Source organism: Streptomyces sp. N50 (assembly GCF_033335955.1).
Classification (GTDB): domain Bacteria; phylum Actinomycetota; class Actinomycetes; order Streptomycetales; family Streptomycetaceae; genus Streptomyces.
This window is the reverse complement of the sequence record NZ_CP137549.1, coordinates 2,031,332-2,051,684: the sequence shown is the minus strand read 5'-3', so window position 1 is coordinate 2,051,684 and position 20,353 is coordinate 2,031,332. Positions and strand designations below refer to the sequence as shown.

Annotated in this window: 20 protein-coding genes; 12 read left to right on the top strand and 8 right to left on the bottom strand. The window is 72.1% G+C overall.

All coding sequences use genetic code 11. The annotated features are described in order from the left end of the window. Positions 1-55 precede the first annotated feature (55 nt). The 3 genes from R2B38_RS08810 to R2B38_RS08800 all read left to right on the top strand — a co-directional run bounded on the left by R2B38_RS08810 (position 56) and on the right by R2B38_RS08800 (position 2,703). Positions 56-844: an SDR family oxidoreductase gene (locus R2B38_RS08810; RefSeq protein ID WP_318015720.1), complete on the top strand. Its 789-nt coding sequence runs from the start codon at positions 56-58 to the stop codon at positions 842-844. A 63-nt stretch (positions 845-907) separates the two neighbouring features. After that, positions 908-1,519 carry a TetR/AcrR family transcriptional regulator gene (locus tag R2B38_RS08805; protein WP_266767684.1) on the top strand — a complete coding sequence of 204 codons (612 nt, stop codon included), beginning with the start codon at positions 908-910 and terminating at the stop codon, positions 1,517-1,519. Between the two features lie 26 nt (positions 1,520-1,545). After that, positions 1,546-2,703: an acetyl-CoA C-acetyltransferase gene (locus R2B38_RS08800; protein ID WP_318015719.1), complete on the top strand. Its 1,158-nt coding sequence runs from the start codon at positions 1,546-1,548 to the stop codon at positions 2,701-2,703. 29 nt (positions 2,704-2,732) lie between these two features. On the opposite strand, the gene R2B38_RS08795 is transcribed toward R2B38_RS08800, so the two are convergent. The 6 genes from R2B38_RS08795 to R2B38_RS08770 are packed head-to-tail and all read right to left on the bottom strand — an operon-like array spanning position 2,733 to position 6,725. Continuing rightward, on the bottom strand, positions 2,733-3,002 hold the full coding sequence (locus R2B38_RS08795) for a type II toxin-antitoxin system RelE/ParE family toxin (protein ID WP_318015718.1): 270 nt from the start codon (positions 3,000-3,002) through the stop codon (positions 2,733-2,735). Further along, positions 2,999-3,265, bottom strand: a complete 267-nt coding sequence (locus R2B38_RS08790; RefSeq protein ID WP_318015717.1) for a type II toxin-antitoxin system Phd/YefM family antitoxin — start codon at positions 3,263-3,265, stop codon at positions 2,999-3,001. The genes R2B38_RS08795 and R2B38_RS08790 overlap by 4 nt, the downstream gene beginning before the upstream one ends. A gap of 33 nt (positions 3,266-3,298) precedes the next feature. Then, a complete protein-coding gene (locus R2B38_RS08785; RefSeq protein ID WP_318021616.1) occupies positions 3,299-4,351 on the bottom strand; it encodes a nitronate monooxygenase in 1,053 nt (350 codons plus the stop codon). Continuing rightward, positions 4,351-5,124, bottom strand: a complete 774-nt coding sequence (locus tag R2B38_RS08780) for a CoA-transferase subunit beta (RefSeq protein WP_318015716.1) — start codon at positions 5,122-5,124, stop codon at positions 4,351-4,353. Before R2B38_RS08780 ends, R2B38_RS08785 begins: the two co-directional genes overlap by 1 nt. Further along, positions 5,124-5,972 carry a CoA transferase subunit A gene (locus R2B38_RS08775; RefSeq protein WP_318015715.1) on the bottom strand — a complete coding sequence of 283 codons (849 nt, stop codon included), beginning with the start codon at positions 5,970-5,972 and terminating at the stop codon, positions 5,124-5,126. The genes R2B38_RS08780 and R2B38_RS08775 overlap by 1 nt, the downstream gene beginning before the upstream one ends. Beyond that, positions 5,973-6,725: an enoyl-CoA hydratase family protein gene (locus R2B38_RS08770; protein WP_318015714.1), complete on the bottom strand. Its 753-nt coding sequence runs from the start codon at positions 6,723-6,725 to the stop codon at positions 5,973-5,975. 115 nt (positions 6,726-6,840) lie between these two features. On the opposite strand from R2B38_RS08770, the gene R2B38_RS08765 reads away from it, so the two are divergent. Next, on the top strand, positions 6,841-7,611 hold the full coding sequence (locus R2B38_RS08765; protein WP_318015713.1) for an SDR family oxidoreductase: 771 nt from the start codon (positions 6,841-6,843) through the stop codon (positions 7,609-7,611). Positions 7,612-7,616: 5 nt separating this feature from the next. Next, on the top strand, positions 7,617-8,522 hold the full coding sequence (locus R2B38_RS08760) for an SDR family oxidoreductase (RefSeq protein WP_318015712.1): 906 nt from the start codon (positions 7,617-7,619) through the stop codon (positions 8,520-8,522). A gap of 62 nt (positions 8,523-8,584) precedes the next feature. Here the strand turns inward: R2B38_RS08760 and R2B38_RS08755 are convergent, their stop codons facing one another. Continuing rightward, positions 8,585-9,472 carry a hypothetical protein gene (locus tag R2B38_RS08755; protein WP_318015711.1) on the bottom strand — a complete coding sequence of 296 codons (888 nt, stop codon included), beginning with the start codon at positions 9,470-9,472 and terminating at the stop codon, positions 8,585-8,587. Between the two features lie 170 nt (positions 9,473-9,642). Between R2B38_RS08755 and R2B38_RS08750 the strand changes: the two genes are divergently transcribed. The 3 genes from R2B38_RS08750 to R2B38_RS08740 all read left to right on the top strand — a co-directional run bounded on the left by R2B38_RS08750 (position 9,643) and on the right by R2B38_RS08740 (position 13,750). Continuing rightward, a complete protein-coding gene (locus tag R2B38_RS08750; RefSeq protein WP_318015710.1) occupies positions 9,643-11,010 on the top strand; it encodes a hypothetical protein in 1,368 nt (455 codons plus the stop codon). A gap of 98 nt (positions 11,011-11,108) precedes the next feature. Next, positions 11,109-12,374 carry a MoxR family ATPase gene (locus R2B38_RS08745; RefSeq protein WP_318015709.1) on the top strand — a complete coding sequence of 422 codons (1,266 nt, stop codon included), beginning with the start codon at positions 11,109-11,111 and terminating at the stop codon, positions 12,372-12,374. A 50-nt stretch (positions 12,375-12,424) separates the two neighbouring features. After that, a complete protein-coding gene (locus tag R2B38_RS08740; RefSeq protein ID WP_411978429.1) occupies positions 12,425-13,750 on the top strand; it encodes a DUF2201 family putative metallopeptidase in 1,326 nt (441 codons plus the stop codon). A 4-nt stretch (positions 13,751-13,754) separates the two neighbouring features. On the opposite strand, the gene R2B38_RS08735 is transcribed toward R2B38_RS08740, so the two are convergent. Further along, positions 13,755-15,521 (bottom strand): beta-galactosidase, encoded by a 1,767-nt coding sequence (locus tag R2B38_RS08735; RefSeq protein WP_318015708.1) that lies wholly within the window; start codon positions 15,519-15,521, stop codon positions 13,755-13,757. A 93-nt stretch (positions 15,522-15,614) separates the two neighbouring features. Here R2B38_RS08735 and R2B38_RS08730 point away from each other — a divergent pair, with 93 nt between their 5' ends. The 4 genes from R2B38_RS08730 (at position 15,615) to pepN (ending at position 20,257) form a co-directional block, all read left to right on the top strand. Further along, on the top strand, positions 15,615-16,505 hold the full coding sequence (locus R2B38_RS08730) for an AraC family transcriptional regulator (protein ID WP_318015707.1): 891 nt from the start codon (positions 15,615-15,617) through the stop codon (positions 16,503-16,505). Between the two features lie 76 nt (positions 16,506-16,581). Then, on the top strand, positions 16,582-16,932 hold the full coding sequence (locus R2B38_RS08725; RefSeq protein ID WP_033286773.1) for a chorismate mutase: 351 nt from the start codon (positions 16,582-16,584) through the stop codon (positions 16,930-16,932). Between the two features lie 152 nt (positions 16,933-17,084). Next, a complete protein-coding gene (locus R2B38_RS08720; protein WP_318015706.1) occupies positions 17,085-17,627 on the top strand; it encodes a two-component system response regulator in 543 nt (180 codons plus the stop codon). A gap of 47 nt (positions 17,628-17,674) precedes the next feature. Next, positions 17,675-20,257, top strand: a complete 2,583-nt coding sequence (gene pepN / locus R2B38_RS08715; protein ID WP_318021614.1) for an aminopeptidase N — start codon at positions 17,675-17,677, stop codon at positions 20,255-20,257. The last annotated feature ends 96 nt before the right edge of the window (positions 20,258-20,353 follow it).

The window sequence follows — 20,353 nt, the reverse complement described above, 5'->3', positions numbered from 1 at the left end:
CGTCCCTCCTCAACAGTCCTTCCCTAACAAGTGTTTGGTAGGTTAGCGTGGGCCCATGACAGGCGTCGAGACTCCGGCATACGTCCCCGGGCACGGGCTGCTGAAGGGACGCACCGCCGTCGTCACCGCCGCCGCCGGCGCGGGCATCGGCGGGGCCACCGCGCGCCGCTTCCTGGAGGAGGGCGCGCGCGTGCTGATCAGCGACGCGCACGCACGGCGGCTGAAGGAGTACGAGGCCGAGCTGGCCGGGGAGTTCGGCGCGGAGGCGGTCGTAGCGCTGCCGTGCGATGTGACGGACGAGGCTCAGGTGCGGGCGTTGTTCGACGCCGCCGTCGCCACGCACGGACGTCTCGACGTCGTCGTCAACAACGCCGGTCTGGGCGGGACTTCGGACCTCGTCGACATGACCGACGCGCAGTGGTCGAAGGTGCTGGACGTGACCTTGAACGGCACGTTCCGGTGCACCAGGGCGGCCCTGCGCGCGATGCGCGAGAGCGGTGGCGGGGTGATCGTCAACAACGCCTCCGTCGTCGGCTGGCGTGCCCAGGCCGGGCAGGCGCACTACGCGGCGGCCAAGGCGGGTGTGATGGCGCTGACCCGGTGCGCGGCGATCGAGGCCGCCGAGTACGGGGTGCGGGTCAACGCGGTCTCGCCGAGCCTCGCCATGCACCCGCACCTGGTGAAGGTGACGACGCCCGAGCTGCTGGCCGAACTCACCGCGCGCGAGGCCTTCGGGCGGTACGCGGAGCCCTGGGAGGTGGCCAACGTGATCGTGTTCCTGGCCTCGGACTACTCGTCGTACATGACGGGTGAGGTCGTCGCCGTGAGCAGTCAGCATGCGTAGCGGCGCGAGGGCGTGGGCGAGGGGCCGCACGGGAGGCCGGGGCCGGGGCACGACAATGGTGCCGTGCCGACCAAGAAGAAGCCCCCGGTGACCGCCGCTCCGGCCCGCCGTCGTGAACTCCTCGACACGGCGGCCGAGGTCTTCGCCGAGCAGGGGTACAACGCCACCACCGTACGGAAGATCGCCGACCACGCCGGCATGCTCGCGGGCAGCCTCTACTACCACTTCGACTCCAAGGAATCGATGCTGGAGGAGATCCTGCGGACCTTCCTCGACGAGCTGTGGGGCGGCTACGACACCGTCCTGGACGCCGAGTCGGGCCCGCGCGAGACGCTCGAAGCCCTGGTCACCGAGTCGTTCCGGGAGATCGACCGGCACCGCGCCGCCGTCGCGATCTACCAGAAGGAGAGCAAGCAGCTGGTCGCGCAGGAGCGGTTCGCGTTCCTCGCCGAGTCGCAGCGCAAGTTCGAGAAGGCGTGGCTGTCCACGCTGGAGCGCGGGGTCGCCGCCCGGGTCTTCCGGGCCGACCTCGACGTCCGGCTCACCTACCGGTTCGTCCGGGACACGGTGTGGGTCGCCGCGTCCTGGTACCGGCCGGGCGGCCAGCACAGCGCCGAGGAGATCGCCCGGCAGTACCTCTCGATGGTGCTGGACGGGATCGCCGTACGCACGTAACTCACGGGTGTGGATGGGGAGTTGGCATGGCCGAGGCCTATATCGTCGAAGCGGTCCGTACGCCCGTCGGGCGGCGCCGGGGAGGGCTGAGCGGGGTGCACCCGGCGGACCTCGGGGCGCATGTGCTCAAGGAGCTCGTCGCGCGCTCGGGGATCGATCCCGCCGCCGTCGAGGACGTCGTCTTCGGGTGTCTGGACGCGGTGGGGCCGCAGGCCGGGGACATCGCGCGGACCGCCTGGCTGGCGGCCGGGCTGCCCGAGGAGGTACCGGGCGTGACGGTGGACCGGCAGTGCGGGTCCTCGCAGCAGGCGGTGCACTTCGCGGCGCAGGGCGTGCTGTCCGGCACCCAGGACCTGGTGGTCGCCGGGGGAGTCCAGAACATGTCCCTCATCCCCATAGCCTTCGCCTCCCGCCAGGCCGCCGAACCGCTCGGCCTCACCGACGGCCCCTTCGCGGGCAGCGAGGGCTGGCGCGCCCGGTACGGGACACGGCCGGTGAACCAGTTCGCCGGGGCCGAGATGATCGCCGCGAAGTGGGGGATCAGCAGGCAGGACCAGGAGGAGTTCGCGCTGCGGTCGCACCGGCGGGCCCTGCGCGCCATCGACGAGGGTCGCTTCGAACGCGAGACGGTGGCGTACGGCGCGGTCGCGGTCGACGAGGGCCCGCGCAGGGACACCTCGCTGGAGAAGATGGCCGGACTGAAGCCGGTTGTCGACGGCGGCACCATCACCGCCGCGTGCTCCTCCCAGGTATCCGACGGCGCGGCGGCGATGCTGCTCGCCTCGGAACGGGCCGTCCGCGAACACGGGTTGACGCCCCGCGCCCGCGTCCACCACCTCTCCGTCCGGGGTGAGGACCCGATCCGCATGCTCTCGGCCCCCATCCCGGCCACCGCCCACGCCCTGAAGAAGACCGGCCTCTCCATCGACGCGATCGACCTCGTCGAGATCAACGAGGCCTTCGCGCCGGTCGTCCTGGCCTGGCTGAAGGAGACGGGCGCGGACCCGGAGAAGGTCAACGTCAACGGCGGCGCGATCGCGCTGGGCCACCCCCTCGGTGCGACCGGCGTCAAGCTCATGACCACCCTCCTGCATGAACTGGAGCGCACCGGCGGCCGGTTCGGCCTCCAGACGATGTGCGAGGGCGGCGGCCAGGCCAACGTGACGATCATCGAACGGCTGTGAAGGGCGGGGTGCGTCGTGGGCCCAAGTGATCAGAGCGAGCGGTTTACGTCGCGACGGTTGCCGACTTTGACGACGAGAATGATCAGCTGTCCGTCGTCGATGCGGTAGGCCACGCGGAAGTCGCCGACTCGGAGCCGGTACAAGCCGTCGTGGCCAGAGAGCTTCTTCACGTCGGCGTCGTCGCGGTACGGATCGTCGCCAGGCCGTGTGAGCGCGGTCAGGATGGGCAGGGCGCGGGTGCGGTCGACGGTTCGGAGCTGCCGCTGAGCTGTGGCTGTGCAACGGAACGCGTACTTCACGCGGTGCCCTGCCCCGAGTCCTCGCTGAACAGGTCGGCGAGGACTTCCGCCATGCTCACCGTCGGCTCGTCCAGATACCGGCGTGCCTCCCGGGCCAGCAGCTCGTCCGCGGCTTCCTCCAGCGCGTCGTATGCGGACATGGACACCAGCGCCGCGACCGGCGTGCCGTTGCGTGTGATGACGGTGGCTTCGCCCGCCTCCGCCTTGCTGAGGATTCCGGAGAGTCCGGCGCGGGCTTCTCGGATGCTCATGGTCTCGGACATGCTTCGAGTGTGCACGAAGGCGTGTGCACATGGTCAGGAGTCGGCCCGCACCAGCGTCCACACCACCTCCTCCGCCTCCTTCATCACCCGTGTCACCAGCTCCGCGCACGACGGCAGATCCTCGATCACCCCGGCGACCTGCCCGGAGGCCATCACCCCGAGGTCCGTGCGGCCGTCCACCATCGACGCCTTCAGCAGCATCGGCGTGTTCGCGGCCAGCAGCACCTGGCTCCAGGTCAGCTCCTTGCCGTGCTTCATGGCGAGGCCGTCGCGGATCATCCGGCGCCAACTCAGGCCGGACAGACGGCGGAAGCCCGCCGCACGGCGTACCGCCTGGAGCAGGGTTCTCGTACGGCCGGAGTTCTCCAGGGCGTCGACCAGTTCCGTACGGAGCATGCGGTGCGGGAGGCCGTCGACCGCCCTCGTGACCGTGACGTCCTTGACCGTTGCCGCCAGATAGGCCGCCTTCACCGCGTCCGGGACCGTCGAGTCCGAGGTGAGGAGGAAGCGGGTGCCCATGGCGACGCCCGCCGCCCCGTAGGCCAGCGCCGCGACCAGACCCCGCCCGTCGAAGAAGCCGCCGGCTGCCACGACCGGTATGTCCACCGCGTCCACGACCTGCGGCAGCAACACCGTGGTGGCCACCTCCCCGGTGTGTCCGCCGCCCTCCCCGCCCTGCACGATCACCGCGTCCGCGCCCCACGCCGCGACCTTCTCCGCGTGCCGCCGCGCCCCGATCGACGGGATCACGACGACCCCCGCCTCCTTCAGCTCGGCGATCAGCTCGGCGGAGGGCGCGAGCGCGAACGACGCGACCCGTACGCCCTCCTCGATGATGATCCGCACCCGGTCACCGGCGTCGGTGGCGTCCGCGCGCAGATTCACCCCGAACGGCTCCCGCGTACGGGACCTGACCTCGCGGACCGCGTCCCGGAGCCGGTCGGTGGTCATGGTCGCGGAGGCGAGTATGCCCAGCGCGCCCGCGTTCGCCGTGGCCGACACCAGGCGGGGTCCCGCCACCCAGCCCATGCCCGTCTGGACGATCGGATGCCGGACCCCGACCAGCCGGGTCAGCGCGGTCTCCATCACGAACTCACTTCTCTGCGGCGGGTGTCGGCCGGGTCGATCACCTCACGGATCAGCCGCAGCTCCTCCGGGGTCGGTTCGCGCGTCGACGGAACCTCGTCCGGGACCACCAGCTCGAACCCCGTCGCCTCCCGCACCTGCTCCACACTCACCCCGGGATGCAGCGAGGCCAGCCGCATCGAGTGGTCCGGGGTCGCGAAGTCGAAGACACCGAGGTCGGACACGACCCGGGGGATACGGTGGAAGCGTGCTGTCCCCGGGTGCTCGGCGACCCGGTCGTACCCCACCCCGCACACCATGTCGACCTTCTCCACGAACACCCGGGGCGAGTGCCTGGGTACCCAGTAACTCGTCGGATTGTTCAGCGTGTTGATCGGCGCCCCGCGCACTCCGAGCAACTGCCGCTTCGGCCGCGCCCAGTCGCCGATGCACGAGATGTTCTGGTTGCCGAACCGGTCGATCTGGCTCGCGCCCATCATCACGTGCCGCCGCCCGCTCGCCACCAGCGTCAGATGCTGCCGGTACGGCAACCAGCCCTCCGGCGTCCCGTCCGGGCGGACGAGCATCGCCTCGCCGTCGGTGAGCAGGAGATCCGGCGAGAAGGTGAGCCGGGCCAGCCGTGCGCCGACGGACGGGATGAACCCCATCGGGCTGGCCAGGATCTCCCCGGCGTCGCGCCACGCCTCCGCACAGGCGATCACGCAGTACTCGGAACGCCGGACGTCCGTACGCGGTGCGGCCTTACTCGCTACGTCCTCACGCGATACGTCCATCACCCTTGTTCCTCCTGCCAGTTCCGCACCGCCGACCCATAGGCCTGTTCGTCACCGGCCAGGAAGCGGTCGGAGAACTCCGCCCAGGGGGTGCTCGCGTACAGCCGCTGGACGTTCTCGTCCCTGCCGTAGTCGGGAGCGCAGGACGTGAAGTGGGCGCCGCCGGGCGCCTCGACGACCCCGGTCACGCTCAGCCGCTTCACGAGCAGGGACTGCGGCGGGGCCTCCTTCGTCAACTCGGCCGTGTCCACGATCCGTTCGCAGGAGAGGTAGGCGGAGTCCGCCGCCTCGCAGAACAGGTCGTCGAAGTACGGGTCCGGGCCCAGGTACTGGCCGTTGCCCAGCCGGTCGGCGCGGTTGACGTGGACCAGGGCCGCGTCCAAGCGCAGCGCGGGCATCGCGACGAACGTCTCCCCGTCGTCGTACGGCGAAGTCACCGTCCGCAGGCCGGGGTTGACCCGCATGACGTCCGAGCCGATGCCCGCGCGCACCGGCAGGAACGGCAGCCGGTTCGCGGCGGCGCGCAGGCCCCACATGAACATGCCCTCGTCGACCTCCGTCAGCTCGAAGGCGCCGGTCTCGCGTGCCGCGCGGTAGTTGGGTTCGAGGGGGATCGAGTCGAGCGTGACGAACGCGGCCACCAGCTTGCGGATGCGGCCGGCCGCCGCGAGCATGCCGACGTCCGGGCCGCCGTAGGAGACGACGGTGAGGTCGGTGAGGTCCGAGCGGAGCAACGCCCGTACCAGGGCCATGGGTTTGCGGCGCGAGCCCCAGCCGCCGATGCCGAGGGTCATGCCGCTGTGCAGCCGGGCGACCACCTCGTCGGCCGTCATCGTCTTGTCGGTCATCTATGCCTCCTCTCTGTCCGATGTGCCGAAGGTGTCGCGGACGCGGTCGGCCACGCCGCTGACGTCGGCCTCGAAGGTGAAGCCCTGCTCGAAGCGGTAGCTGCGGCGGACGTCGACGGGGTCGATGCCGTTGATCGCGGACTTGGCGAGGCGGATGAGCTCGCCGTCCTTGGCGGCTATCTCGGCCGCCAACTCCAGGGCGGCGGAGAGGAGTTCGGCGCGCGGCACGACCCGCCAGACCGAGCCGTGCGCGTGCAGCTCGGCCGCCGTCGCCGTGCGCGAGGTGTAGTACAGGGCGCGCATCAGGTGCTGGGGGACCAGCCGGGCCAGATGCGTGGCCGCGCCCAGGGCGCCACGGTCCAGCTCGGGCAGGCCGAAGGTGGCGTCCTCGCTCGCCACGATCACGTCCGCGTTGCCGACAAGACCGATGCCCCCGCCCAGGCAGAACCCCTGCACGGCCGCGACGACCGGCACCTCGCACTCGTAGACCGCCGCGAACGCCTCGAAACAGCCTCGGTTCACCCCGACCAGGGCCGACCGCCCCCGCGCCTGTATCTCCTTGATGTCCACGCCCGCGTTGAAACCACGCCCCTCGGCCGCGAGCACCACACAGCGGACGTCGGGGTCACGCCCGGCCGCGCGCACGGCGTCGGCCAGGGCGAACCAGCCGTCCACCGGCAGCGCGTTCACCGGCGGGTAGTCGACCGTGACTACGGAAATCGCCTTTGTCGAGGTTGAGGTGGAGACACCCATGGGCGCATCAGCTACCTTTCCACCAAACATTTGTTAGGTGCGAGGCTTCGAAGCTAGCAGCCGGAGAATCCGAGCGGGAGGCCCTGTGGACAACCACCCTGCCGACGATCGCCCTGTGGACAACTCGCGTGACGCCCCGCTTGCCGGCCGGACCGTCCTCGTCACCGGCGGCACCCGAGGCGTCGGCGCCGGTATCGCACGGGCCTTCGCCGAGGCCGGTGCCGAAGTGCGGACCTGTGCGCGCAGACCGCCCGAAGACCCGGTCAAGGGAACCGAGTTCAGGCCCCTCGACCTGCGCGACCCGGACGCCGTACGGGAGTTCTTCGCCGCGCTGCCCCGACTCGACGTGCTCGTCAACAACGCGGGCGGCGCGCCGTACCGCCCCCTGATCGACGCGGAGGCCGAACGCCACGCGCGGATCATCGAGTTGAACCTCCTCGCCCCGCTCACCGCCTCCCTCGCCGCGTACGAACACCTCAAGCGGGCCAAGGGCTCGGTCGTGATGATCGGCAGCGTCAGCGGCAGCCGCCCCTCGCCCGGTTCGGCGGCGTACGGGGCGGCCAAGGCCGGTCTTGAGAACCTGGCGCGTTCGATGGCGGTGGAGTGGGCACCGGACATCCGCGTCAACACGCTCGTCGTCGGCATGGTCCGCACGGAACTGTCCCACCTCCACTACGGCGGCGAGGACGCGATCGAGGCCGTCTCCCGAACCGTCCCGCTCGGCCGCCTCGCCGACCCCTCCGACATCGGCGCGGCGGCGGTCTTCCTCGCCTCCGATGCGGCCGCGTACATCAGCGGGGCGAGCCTTCTCGTCCACGGGGGCGGGGAGCGTCCGGCGTTCCTGGACGCGGCAACCGCCAACAAGGGCAAGCGAGTTGAAGGGTGACCGAGATGAGCGGAATCTGTGCCGGACGGGTCGTCGTCGTCACCGGCGCGGGGCGGGGGCTCGGCCGCGCCCACGCCCTCGCCTTCGCCGCCGAGGGCGCCCGGGTCGTCGTCAACGACCTCGGCGTCGGCCTCGACGGCACCCCCGACCCCGACAGCCCGGCCGCACAGGTCGTCGCCGAGATCCGCGCGGCGGGCGGCGAGGCGGTGGCCCACGGCGGCGACATCGCCACGGCCGCCGGTGCCGCGTCCCTGGTCGCGACCGCGCTGGAGGCCTACGGGCGGCTCGACACCCTTGTCAACAACGCGGGTTACCTGCGCGACCGGATGCTCGTCAACCTCGACGAGGACGACTGGGACGCGGTGATGCGGGTCCATCTGAAGGGGCACTTCCTGCCCCTCAAGCACGCGGCGGCGCACTGGCGCGCGGAGACGAAAGCCGGCCGCACTCCCGTCGCCCGGATCATCAACACCAGTAGCGGAGCAGGGCTGTTGGGCTCGGTCGGACAGGGCAACTACAGCGCCGCCAAGGCCGGCATCATCGGCCTCACCCTGGTCGCGGCGGCCGAACTCGCCCGCTACGGAGTCCAGGTCAACGCGATCGCCCCCGCCGCGCGGACCCGCATGACGGAGCACACCTTCGCGGAGACCATGGCCGCGCCTGGTTCCGGGTTCGATGTGATGGCGCCGGAGAACGTGTCGCCGTTGGTGGTGTGGTTGGGGTCGGGGGCCAGTGCTGGGGTTACCGGGCGGGTCTTTGAGGCTGAGGGTGGGCGGATCGCTGTCATGGAGGGGTGGCGGGCGGGGCCGAGTGTGGACAAGGGGGCGCGGTGGAGTGCGGGGGAAGTGGGGGAGGTGGTGGTGAGGCTTTTGGAGGAGGCGGAGATTCCGGGGGCGGTTTACGGGGCGTAGGCGAAGAGGGTGCTTCTTGGTCCACTTCTCAGCCGACCCGCACGCGCGGTGGGCGCGCATGCCTACGTGTCGCATTCCAGTACCGTCCGGCACAGGGAACACCTCGCCCGTACCCGCCCCCGCACCGGCACCCGGATGCGCTGATGACACGTAGGGCACGGGAACGACACCCGCAGGCTGCCACCCCGGTCCCCGCTGAAGGCATACGGCACGCCTGACTGAGGAGCGGGCCCGGGTGCGTGCCGGCGGTCATGGGCGTACCGGCGCCTGCCGGCCCACCCCGCCGCCGTCAGCGGCGGCTGCTGCTCGTCGCGTCGGGCCTGGGCCATGCCCTTGACGTACGCCGTGTAGGCCTGCGGGCTGGTGAACCACACGGAGGGGTCCTCGCCGAAGACCAGGGCCCGCTTGGCGAGGACGTACCCGAACTCCTCCGGGGTGAGGTACCCGAGTTTCTGCGAGGACGCCGAGTCCTCCCGGTACGCGTCCAGCAGCAGCCACCCCGCGCCGAGGTACGTCGCCGCCGTGTCCGTGAGGATCTCGTTCTCACGGGTGCCGGGGAAGGACAGGTCGAGGCGGTGGAGGTAGACGTGCATGACCTCGTGCGCGAGAGCCGCGCCGATGTCCCGCCGATGCGTGCGGAACCGGTCGTTCAGCTCGATGAAGTACTCGGGCCCGGCGGTGAGTTCGACGTTCGCCGCATGCGTCATCTCACGGAAGCTGATGATCGGCCGGGCGTCGGGGAGCCGGTAGTGCCGGACCATCTCGCGGGCCACCCGCTGCGCGCCCAGATGCAGGTCGTCCGTGTCGGCGAACGCCACGTCGACGGGGGCCACGCTGGTCGCGAACGTCTGGACGGTGTCGTAGGACAGCCGTTTGTAGAGCGCGGTGATGGCGTCCCGCACCGTATCGAGGTGCGGGTAGCCGTGCTCGACCGGTCCGTCGTCCGCCACGTCCACAACCCCCAGAGACGCCCTGAACCCGCATCCACTCTATGCCGCTGCCCGCCGAAGCACGCCCCCGTATTTCCCTGGCAGATCGCGGACGGGGCGGTTATGCTCCCGGCGATGACCACTCACTCTGTTCACAGAATGGGGGTCCCGTCCGCGCAAGGTGAGTGCTGATGCACCTTCACCCCGCGAACGAGGAGTCCCCGCGTTCCTTCTGGCCGCGCGTGCGCGAGTTCGCCGTGCCGCCCTCCATGATCGAGACGGCCACGGCCCGCCGTGCTGCCGGTGACTGGGCGGGCGCCTGCGCCGCCGCCCGCGTCGACGTCGATCTCGACCTACGATCCGTAGCGCGCGCCCACGGCCGGGAAGTCGCCGCCCGGGTCCGCGCCGACCTCCGTAGTCTCGCCCCCGACCTGCTCCGCTGGCACCTCCCGAGGATCGCCCCGGACGGCCTGCTGCGCCCGGGACTGACCCTCACGCTGGCCCGCTACGGCGACGACTCCACCGGCCCGCCGCACCTCGTGGTCCGGACACCACCGGCCTGGGCGGACGGCGGCCAGCGCATCAGCCTCGCCCTGTGGGACGGCACCCGCCACGACCCCGACGCCCGTCGGCATCCGCATCCCCGGCCCAGCCGCTCGTTCCGCCTCGACCTGCACCGGCATCTGTGGGACGCGGGGAGAAGCGGTGAGCTGCGGGAGCGGTCCGGGGCGGAACGGCCGGAGATCCCGGACCAGTTGGAGGTGCCGGAGGGTCTCCCCTGCGCCGTCGACCGGTGGGCGGCCGAGGCGGCGATCCTGCTTCGCGCGGAGGGACGCGGGAACGGTCCCGTCGTCGTACGGCTCGGTTCCCGGCACCGGCTCGCGCTGACGCCGGATCCGGCCGGGGACACCCTGCGGATCGCCCCCGCGCCGACCGACGGCAGTGCCGCCGCGCTACCCGTCCTGCCCGACGCGGCGACCTGGGTCCTGCCCGACCTGGAACTGCTCCGCACCGGCGAGATCGACGCCGACCGGCTGCATCCGCTGGTCGCCGCCGCCCTCGTACCGGACCGTCCGCCGCCGGAGGATCGCGCGCCGGTGCCGGACCGGGCGGTCCGGCCGCACCTGGTCGAATGCCGGGGCGCCCTGCACCGGATCGGTCTGGTGGACGGCGTCCTGGCGCCCCTGGACCACGATCCGGCCGAGGTCAGGCGTGAGGAACTGCTGGCCGCGCTGACCGGCACGCCGTTGCCCTGCCTCCAGGCCATCGACGACGCCCATCGCCGCCCCGACTGCCTCACCGGCGTCAGCGAACGGCTCGTGCACGGCGACACCGCCGGTGCGCTGGCCGTCGTAGAAGGGCTGCTCGGGCCCGAGGCGGTGCTGCGCGGTGGCGCGTTGCGGGACGAACTGCGGGCCGCGGCCGAACGACGGCTCGCCTACGGGCTGTTCAGGGCGGGCCTGGCCGATCCCGGCCCGCGCACCGGCCACTTCGCCCCGGGGCGTCCGCATCCACGGCTCCGCCCCACCTCGCGCCCTCGTCACACCGTCGCCCGCTGACCGCACCGGGCGCCGCAGTCGACCGCTGAGGCCGCCCTCACCCATGTCCCGCCTGAGCTTTCACCCCTGTCCCGCCTCGACCCCAAAGGTGATCCGCCATGCCCACACGCACCCTGTACGCCGCCCTCAACCCCACCCTCTCGCCCACTCAACTCGACGTCGCCGGGGACCTGTTGACCCTGCTGCGCGACACCACCACCGAACCGCGCCCCGACATCCAGCTGGAGGCCCTGACCCTGTCCGTGGCCGCCGACCTGCCCGTGCTGCTGTGGGGCGAGCCCGGGATCGGGAAGACCGCCGCGCTGACGCAGCTCGCCGACGCGCTGGAGCTGCCGTTGACCACGGTGATCGCCAGCGTGCACGAGCCGTCCGACTTCTCCGGGCTGCCCGTCATCGGCGACGACCCCGCCGAGCAGGGCGTCCCGATGGCCCCGCCGGACTGGGCCGTACGGCTCGTGCGGGCGGGCAAAGGGCTGCTGTTCCTGGACGAGTTGTCCACCGCGCCGCCCGCCGTGCAGGCCGCGCTGCTGCGGCTGGTGCTGGAACGGCGGATCGGCGCGCTGCGGCTGCCGCCGGGGGTACGGATCGTGGCCGCCGCCAACCCGCGCTCCTCGGCGGCCGACGGCTGGGAGCTGAGCCCGCCGCTGGCCAACCGGTTCGTGCACCTGCAGTGGACCCACGACCACGAGGTCGTCGTCCGCGGACTCGGCGGCACCTGGCCGCGGGCGACCCTGCCGCGCCTCGACCCGGAGAAGCTGCCCGAGGCCGTGGACTTCGCGCGCCGGGCGGTGTGCGGGCTGCTCACCGGGCGGCCCAAGCTCGTCCACCAGCTGCCCGGCAACGAGACGCGGCGCGGCGGCGCGTGGCCCTCGCCCCGGAGCTGGGAGATGGCGATCAGCCTGATCGCCTTCGCCACGGCGGCCGGGTCCTCCCGGGAGGTGCTGTCGCTGCTGGTCAGGGGCACGGTGGGGGACGGTCCCGGGCTGGAACTGCTGGCCTGCGTCGACCGCATGGACCTGCCCGACCCGGAGATCTTCCTCGCCGACCCGACGGCCGGTGAGCTGCCCGAGCGCGGGGATCTGCGGCAGGCCGTGCTCGACGGGGTGGTGGCCGCCGTCCGCAACCGTCCCGACCGGGCCCGCTGGGACGCGGCCTGGGCGCTGCTGGTCCGGGCGCTGGAGACCGGCGCCCCGGACCTGGTCGTCGTCCCGGCGACCACTCTCGCCTCGATCCGCCGGGAGGACTGGGACGTTCCCGCGTCCATCGAGCGGCTCGCCGGAGTGGTCTCCCTGTCACACCGGGCGGACCTGGCGCAGGCACGCGCGGCGGCCGTCACCGGCACCACCGGGAAGGGAGGCCGATGAGGACGCCGGGGACTGTGCACGTGTCGGGCGGCGGTGGTGCTGTGAACTCCGTGAACACTCGGGCCGCCGTGAACGCGCCGGACGGAGCGGGCGCCGTGAACACCGCGAGCACCCGGGCACCCGCGCCCCCGCCCCCCACCCTCGACCGCGACAAACTCTTCGCCGCCCGCCTCTTCGCCGCCCGCGTCCGCCCCTACCTCGCCACGGCCCTGTTCGCGCTGCACACGGTCGAGTCGCGGCACGTGCCGACCATGGCCGTCGACCGGCACTGGCGTTGCTATGTGTCGCCCGGTTTCGTGGACCGGATGTCCGTCGAGGACCTGGCCGGAGTGTGGGTCCACGAGGTGTCGCATCTGCTCCGGGACCATCACGGGCGCAGCGACCGTGTCGCCCGTGAGCGTGGGCTGACCGGCCCGGGGGAGCGGCTGCGGATGAACATCGCCGCCGACTTCGAGATCAACGACGACGCGTACGGCGACGGCCTGGTCACCCCGGCGGGCGCGATCCGGCCGGAGACGTTGGGACTGCCCGCGGGGAACTTGATGGAGGACTACCTGCGCTGGTTCCAACTGGGCCCGCGCACGCAGGAGTTGGCCTGGCTGGACTGCGGCAGCGGCGCCGACGGGCTCGACCGGGAGTGGGACCTGGGCGCGGACGGCGCGCACGGGCTCAGCGAGCAGCAGCGCGACGCCGTCCGCTTCCGGGTGGCGCAGGGCATCACCGGCCGCCCCGGCAGCGCCCCGAGCGGCTGGCGGCGGTGGGCGGAGGAGGCGTTCCATCCGCCGCAGCCCTGGCGGCAGTTGCTCGGCGCGGCGATCCGCTCGGCGGTCTCCGCGCCGGGTGCGGGGGAGGACTACGTCTACGGCAGACCGTCCCGCCGCTCGGTGTCGCTGCCCGGCGTCGTGCTGCCGAGCCTGCGCCGCCGGCCGCCCCGGGTGTGCGTGGTGATCGACACCTCCGGGTCGGTCAGCGACGCCGAGCTGGGCAGCGCGCTCCTCGAAGTCGCCGCGATCTCAAGGGCGGTGGGCGGCCGCCGCGACCTCGTCACGGTGGTGCCGTGCGACGCGGCGGCCCGGGTCGCGCAACCGCTGTGCCGCGCCGAGGGCATCGAGCTGCTGGGCGGCGGCGGCACGGATCTGCGCACCGGTTTCGCCAAGGCGCTGCGCACCCAGCCACCGCCCGACGCGGTCGTGGTCCTCACCGACGGCCAGACCCGCTGGCCGGACACCCGACCGTCCTGCCGCACGGTGGTGGGCCTCTTCCCGCGCCGCTACGAGACCGGGGAGTACGCCGAGGACAACCCCGACTACGTGCCGGACACACCGCCCGACTGGGCACGGGTGGTCGAGATCGGGTCCGCACCCATCGCCCGATGACCCTTCAGAGGCTTCGCAGCGCGAGGGCCGACTCCGAAGGAACCGGCGCCTCTTGGAGCTCCAGCACCCACACCTCGTTCACACCCTCCCGCAGGACGGCACCGGGGACGTACAACTCCCGTTGCGGCCCCTCCGACCAGTACCGCCCCAGATTGAACCCGTTGACCCACACGAACCCCCGCGTCCAGCCCGGCAGTTCGAGCAGGGCGTCCCCGGCGCCGCCCACCTCGGCGGTGCCCCGGTACAGCCCGGGGGAGCCGTCCGCGGGCAACTTCCGCAGCGGAACCCCCTCGACGTCGGCCGACGAGTCCAGCGCGTCCAATCGCAGTCCACGCGCGCGTACGTCATGCAGGTACTGCCGCTCGTGCAGCAGCCCCCCGGTGATCCCCTTCGCCTCCCCGAGCCGCGGCCCGTAATTGACCCTCCCCAGGGACTCCACCCACAGCTGCACACGCGCGTGCCCGGCGACGGGCTCCTTGAGCTGCTCGTCGCCCTCCATGAGGACCCCGGCCCGCTCCCCGTCGACGTACACCACGGCCAGGTCCCGCAGCCCGCGCGCGGTGAGCGGATACGGTGCGCGCGGTCCCGGAACGGTCACTTCGTAGCGGACGATCCCGCGGTCCACGTCCAGTTCCTCGAAGGTCGGCGGCACCGGACCCTCCGTCTCAGGGCCGCCGAGCGCCTCCAGTACGTCGGTCAGGGACGCCCAGGCCGTCAGGTCCACCTCGGCCGGGGCGCCCAACGGCACGGGGGCGGGCGGGAGTTCGGGCAGCGGGCCGTCCGCGTACGCGGCCAGCACCTCGCGGAAGGCCCAGAACTTGTCCGTGGGGCGCCCGTACTCGTCGATCGGGGCGTCGTAGTCGTACGACGTCACATCGGGCTCCAGCGGGCCCTCGTGCAGGGCGCCGCCGCCCCGGTTGGCGCCCGCCCAGCCGGCGAAGTTGGTGCCGCCGTGCGCCATGTAGAGGTTGACCGACGCGCCGCACTCCAGGATCTCGCGCAGGGCAGCCGCCGCGTCCTGGGCATCGCGGACGACGTGCTCGCCGCCCCAGTGGTCGAACCAGCCGCACCAGAACTCCATGCACATCAACGGCCCTTCGGGCTGGTGCCTGCGCAGCGTCTCGAAGGCCACGCGCGCGTGGGACCCGAAATTCACCGTCGCGAGCACACCGGGGACCGAACCGCCGCCCAGCATGAAGTCCTCGGGACCGTCCGAGGTGAACAGCGGGACCGTGACCCCCTGGTCGCGCAACAGCTCCTCCACACGGCGCAGATACACCGCGTCGGAGCCGTAGCTGCCGTACTCGTTCTCGATCTGGACCATGATCACCGGGCCGCCGCGGTCGAGCTGGCGGGACACGACCTCCGGCAGCAACTCCCGGAACCAGCGCTCCAGATGCCCCAGGAAGCGTGCGTCACGCGTACGCGCGCGTGCCCCCAGCTCGCCGGTCAGCCAGTGCGGCAGCCCGCCGTTCTCCCACTCCGCGCAGATGTACGGCCCCGGGCGCACGATCGCCCACAGGCCCGCCTCCCGCGCCGCGTCCAGGAACCTGCCCAGCGCCTGTACGTCCCTCACGTCCCCCGGCGCCGGCTCGTGCAGGTTCCACGGGACGTACGTCTCCACGCAGTTGAGGCCCATCGCCCGCAGCATCGCCAGCCGGTGCCCCCAGCTCGCCTCGTGCACCCGGAAGTAGTGCAGTGCCCCGGACAGCAGCCGCACCGGCCGCCCGTCCAGCAGAAAGTCCCTGTCGCCCACGGTGAACTCACTCATGCCGACGACTCTCTCCCCTTGGCGGCGATCACGTCCATGGACAAAGATCACCGCTACTTGGACCGAACACTGTGTGAGGGGGCGCGGGCGCCGATGTACCACACCTGGATGCGGTTCTTCACGCCCACACCCGCCCACCACCGCCTCGGCCTCGCCTGCCTCGGCGTGGGCCTCCAGTACGGCGCCCTGCCCGTCGTCGGCCCCCGCACCCTCGACCACCACGTCGCCGTCGTGATCAGCGCGGGCGGCGGCTGGTACCTGAGCCCCGACGGCCGCCGTACGACCGTCGCCGCGCCCGCGCTGCTGTGGCTCACCCCCGGTGTGCCGCACCACTACGCGCCCGACCCCGGCGGCGGCTGGGACGAGGGGTTCGTCGACTTCACCGGGCCCGCGACGACGACGTACACCGAACTCGGCTACATCGAGCCGGAGCGGCCCGTGGTGCCCCTCTCGGACGCGACGGGGCCCCGCGCGGTCATCGGGCGCATGGCGCGCGCCGCGCGGCGCGGAAACCCCCTCCTGGAGGTGGAGACCGGCGCCGCCGTCCACGAACTCCTGGTCGCCCTGCGCCGCGCCCGCGCCGACCTCGCCCCCGACGGCGACCCGGTGCTCCAGGCCCTCGCCCGCGACGCCTGCCTGCCGCTGACCGTCGCCGACCACGCGGCCCGGCACGGTATGACCCCCGCCGCCCTGCGCACCGCCGTCCGCCAGGGCGCCGGATGCAGCCCCAAGGACTACCTCCTCGGCATCCGCCTGGGCCGCGCCAAGGAGCTGCTCGCCGCCACCGAACTCCCCGTCGCCGCCGTCGCCCGCCGCGTCGGCTACGACGACCCCGCCTATTTCAGCCGCCTGTTCACCCGCCGCGTCGGCATGCCCCCCGTCCGCTTCCGCGCCCAACAGGGCCGCACCGTCCCCGGCGGCTGGAGCGACCAGGTCCCCGACCCGGCCGACCCACCGGTGATCGAGTGGCCGCACGCCACCTAGGGCCGACGACCGTGTGGTCGCACACCACACAGGGCCCGAACACCGAGTGGTCGTAGGCCACGTAGGGTTGTCGCCCATGACCACCAGCACCAACGGAACCGGCGACGTCGACCCCGCCGTGCGCGAGGAGCTCGCCCGGCTGCGCGACAGCATCGACAACATCGACGCCGCCGTCGTCCACATGCTCGCCGAGCGCTTCAAGGCCACCCAGCAGGTCGGTGTCCTCAAGGCCACCCACCGGCTGCCGCCCGCCGACCCGGCCCGCGAGGCCCGTCAGATCGAACGCCTCCGCGCGCTGGCCGAAAGCGCCAAGCTGGACCCGGCGTTCGCTGAGAAGTTCCTCAATTTCATCATCGGCGAGGTCATCCGCCACCACGAGCGCATCGCGGAGGACGCCGTGAACGGCGGTTCACCCACGGCGAACTGACCTCGCACGTCCGGTAAGGGGCGTGACAGCGGGGCGAGTTCGGGTCCATGCTGCGCTGTGCGCTCCTTGTGCACTCCATGTCAGATGACGGGCACGCCCCGTCAACACCTGCGTCATAAGCTGGTTGTCCCACGCGGGAGGGACGTCGGGCCATGCCGTCGGATGCCGAGATCCTCATCGTCGACGACCATGAGGACACGCTGTACGCCCTGGAGAGTGCCCTGGCCCCGCTGGGCCACCGGCTCGCCCGCGCCACCAGCGGCGACGAGGCGCTCAAGCAGGTGCTCCGCGGCAGGGTCGGCCTCCTCCTGCTCGACGTGCGCATGCCCGGCGTCAGCGGCCTGGACGTCGTCCGCTACCTGCGCCGCCTGGAGCAGACCCAGCACATCCCCGTGCTCCTCCTCACCGGCTTCGGCCCCGACCCCGAGACGACCGCCGCCGCCTTCACCCTCGGTGTCGCCGACCTCGTCATGAAACCCGTCGACCCCTGGGCCCTGCGCACCAAGGTCCGCTACCTCTACGACGCCCACCAGCGCCACCAGGCCCTCGAACGCGAGGTCCGCGAACTCCGCGCCCTCCTGAAGGACCCGCACGAACCCCGCCCCGCCCTGCCCCACCCGGACGCGCGCGTGCCCTACCAGCGCGACGACCGCAACACCGCATCCGCCCCCACGCCCGCACCCGACCGGACATAAGCCGCGTACGGAACCACCCCTGTGCCATGTCAGTGCCATCAGGCAGCATGTCCTTCATGTCCGTACTGACGCGCGACGAAGCGCAGACCCGTGCCAGGCTCCTCGACGTCCACCGCTACACGATCGAACTCGATCTGACGACGGGCGAAGACACCTTCGACTCCCGCACCGTCATCGCGTTCACCGCTCGCGCGGACGCGGACACCTTCGTCGAGCTCAAGCCCGCCGAGCTGCGCTCCGTCACCCTCGACGGCCACCCCCTCGACCCCGGGCACCTCGTCGAGAACCGGCTCCCGCTGCCCGGCCTCACCGCGGGCGAGCACGAACTGCGCGTCGACGCGAGCATGCGCTACTCCCGCACCGGCGAGGGCATGCACCGCTTCACGGACCCCACCGACGGCGAGACGTACCTCTACACCCAGCTCTTCATGGAGGACGTCCAGCGCGTCTTCGCCGCCTTCGACCAGCCCGACCTCAAGTCGGTCTTCGACCTGACCGTGACGGCCCCCGAAGGCTGGACCGTCCTCGCCAACGGCATCACCGAACACCTCGGCGAAGGCCGCTGGCAGGCCGCCCCCACCCCCCTCATCTCCACCTACCTCGTCGCCGTCGCCGCCGGCCCCTGGCACTCCGTCCGCACCGAACACCGCGGCCTGCCCTTCGGCATCCACTGCCGCCGCTCCCTGGCCCCCCACCTCGACGCGGACGCCGAGGAGATCCTCGACATCACCCGCCAGTGCTACGACCGCTACCACGAGAAGTTCGAGGAGCCCTACCCCTTCGACTCCTACGACCAGGCCTTCGTCCCCGAGTTCAACGCGGGCGCCATGGAGAACCCCGGACTGGTCACCTTCCGCGACGAGTTCATCTACCGCTCCGCCGTCACCGACACCGAGCGGCAGACCCGCGGCATGGTCATCGCCCACGAGATGGCCCACATGTGGTTCGGCGACCTCGTCACCCTCCAGTGGTGGGACGACATCTGGCTGAACGAGTCCTTCGCCGAGTACATGGGCTACCAGACCCTCACCGAGGCCACCCGCTTCACCGACACCTGGACCGACTTCGGCGTCGTCCGCAAGGCCTGGGGCTACGACGCCGACCAGCGCCCCTCCACCCACCCCGTGGCCCCGGAGAACGTCGACGACACCGCCTCCGCCCTCCTGAACTTCGACGGCATCTCGTACGCCAAGGGCGCTTCCGCGCTACGGCAGTTGGTGGCCTGGCTCGGCGAGAAGGACTTCCTCGCCGGCATCAACACCCACTTCGCCCGCCACAAGTTCGGCAACGCCACCCTCGCCGACTTCATCGACTCCCTCGCCTCCGGCACCGAACGAGACGTCCACGCCTGGGCGGACGCGTGGCTGCGCACGACGGGGGTGGACACCCTCACGCCCGAAGTCGGCGCCACCGACGGCTACTGGAGCCTCGCCATCCAGCACGAGGGCAGCCACGGAGTCTGGACCGGGCCCGACCCCGCCCAGGACCGGGACGGGCTCACCCACCTCGGCACCCACGAGTCAGCCGGCGGCAAGCGCCCGCACCGCATCACCATCGGCCTCTACGACCACGACCTCCACGACGCGAGCCGCCTCACCCTGCGCGGCCGCATCGAGCGGGACCTCTCCATCACCGGCAACGGCCTCACGGACACCTCGGGCCCACGCCCCGCCCTCGTCCTCCTCAACGACGGCGACTTCACCTACGCCAAGATCCGCTTCGACGCCGAGTCCCTCGAAACGGTCCGCGCCGGCCTCTCCGGCCTCCCCGACCCCCTCACCCGCGCGGTCGTCTGGAACGCCCTGCGCGACAGCGTCCGCGACGGCCAACTCCCCGCCTCCGCCTACCTGGACGCCGCCCGCGCCCACCTCCCGCACGAGACGGACCTCGCCCTCGTCCAGGGCGTCCTGGCCTTCGCCTCCGCCCAGGTCACCGACCGCTACCTCACCCCCGAGGCCCGCCCGGTCGCCCTCGCCACCCTCACCGCCCTGTGCCGCGACCTCATCCGCCGCACCGAGGACGGCTCCAACCCCGGCCTGCGCCTCATCGCCGTACGCCACTTCATCGACGTCGCCGCCCACCCCGACACCATCGCCGCCTGGCTCACCGAAGGCACCGTCCCCGGCGGCCCCGAGCTGGACCCGGAACTCCGCTGGCGCGTCCTGGCCCGCCTGGCAGTCCTCGGCGCCACCGACGAACCCGCGATCGCGGCGGAGTTGGAGCGCGACCCGTCCGCCACCGGTCAAGAGGGCGCCGCCCGCTGCCGGGCAGCCCTCCCCGACCCCGAGGCCAAACACAAGGCCTGGGAGGCGATGTTCACCACCGACGACCTCTCCAACTACCTCTTCACCGCCACCGCCCAGGGCTTCTGGCAACCCGAACAGGCCGACCTGGTACGGGAGTACGTCCCCCGCTACTTCGCCGACGCGGCAGCCCTCGCCACCCGCCGAGGCCCCGCCATGGCCGACGCCGCCGGCCGCTGGGCCTTCCCCACCCACGCCGTCGACGCCGAGACCCTGCGCCTGGGCGAGGAGTGCCTGCGCGACGCCGACCTCATCCCGTCCCTGCGCCGCAAGCTCGTCGACCAACTCGACGACCTGGCACGGGCGTTGCGGGTCCGGGAGGCGTAGCAGCGATCCGGGTGATCCTCCCTGCCGACGATGCGGCGGGCCGACCGTCCTTCCTAGGCTCTATGCCGCCAAGGACGGTCAGCCCCCAGGAGGAAC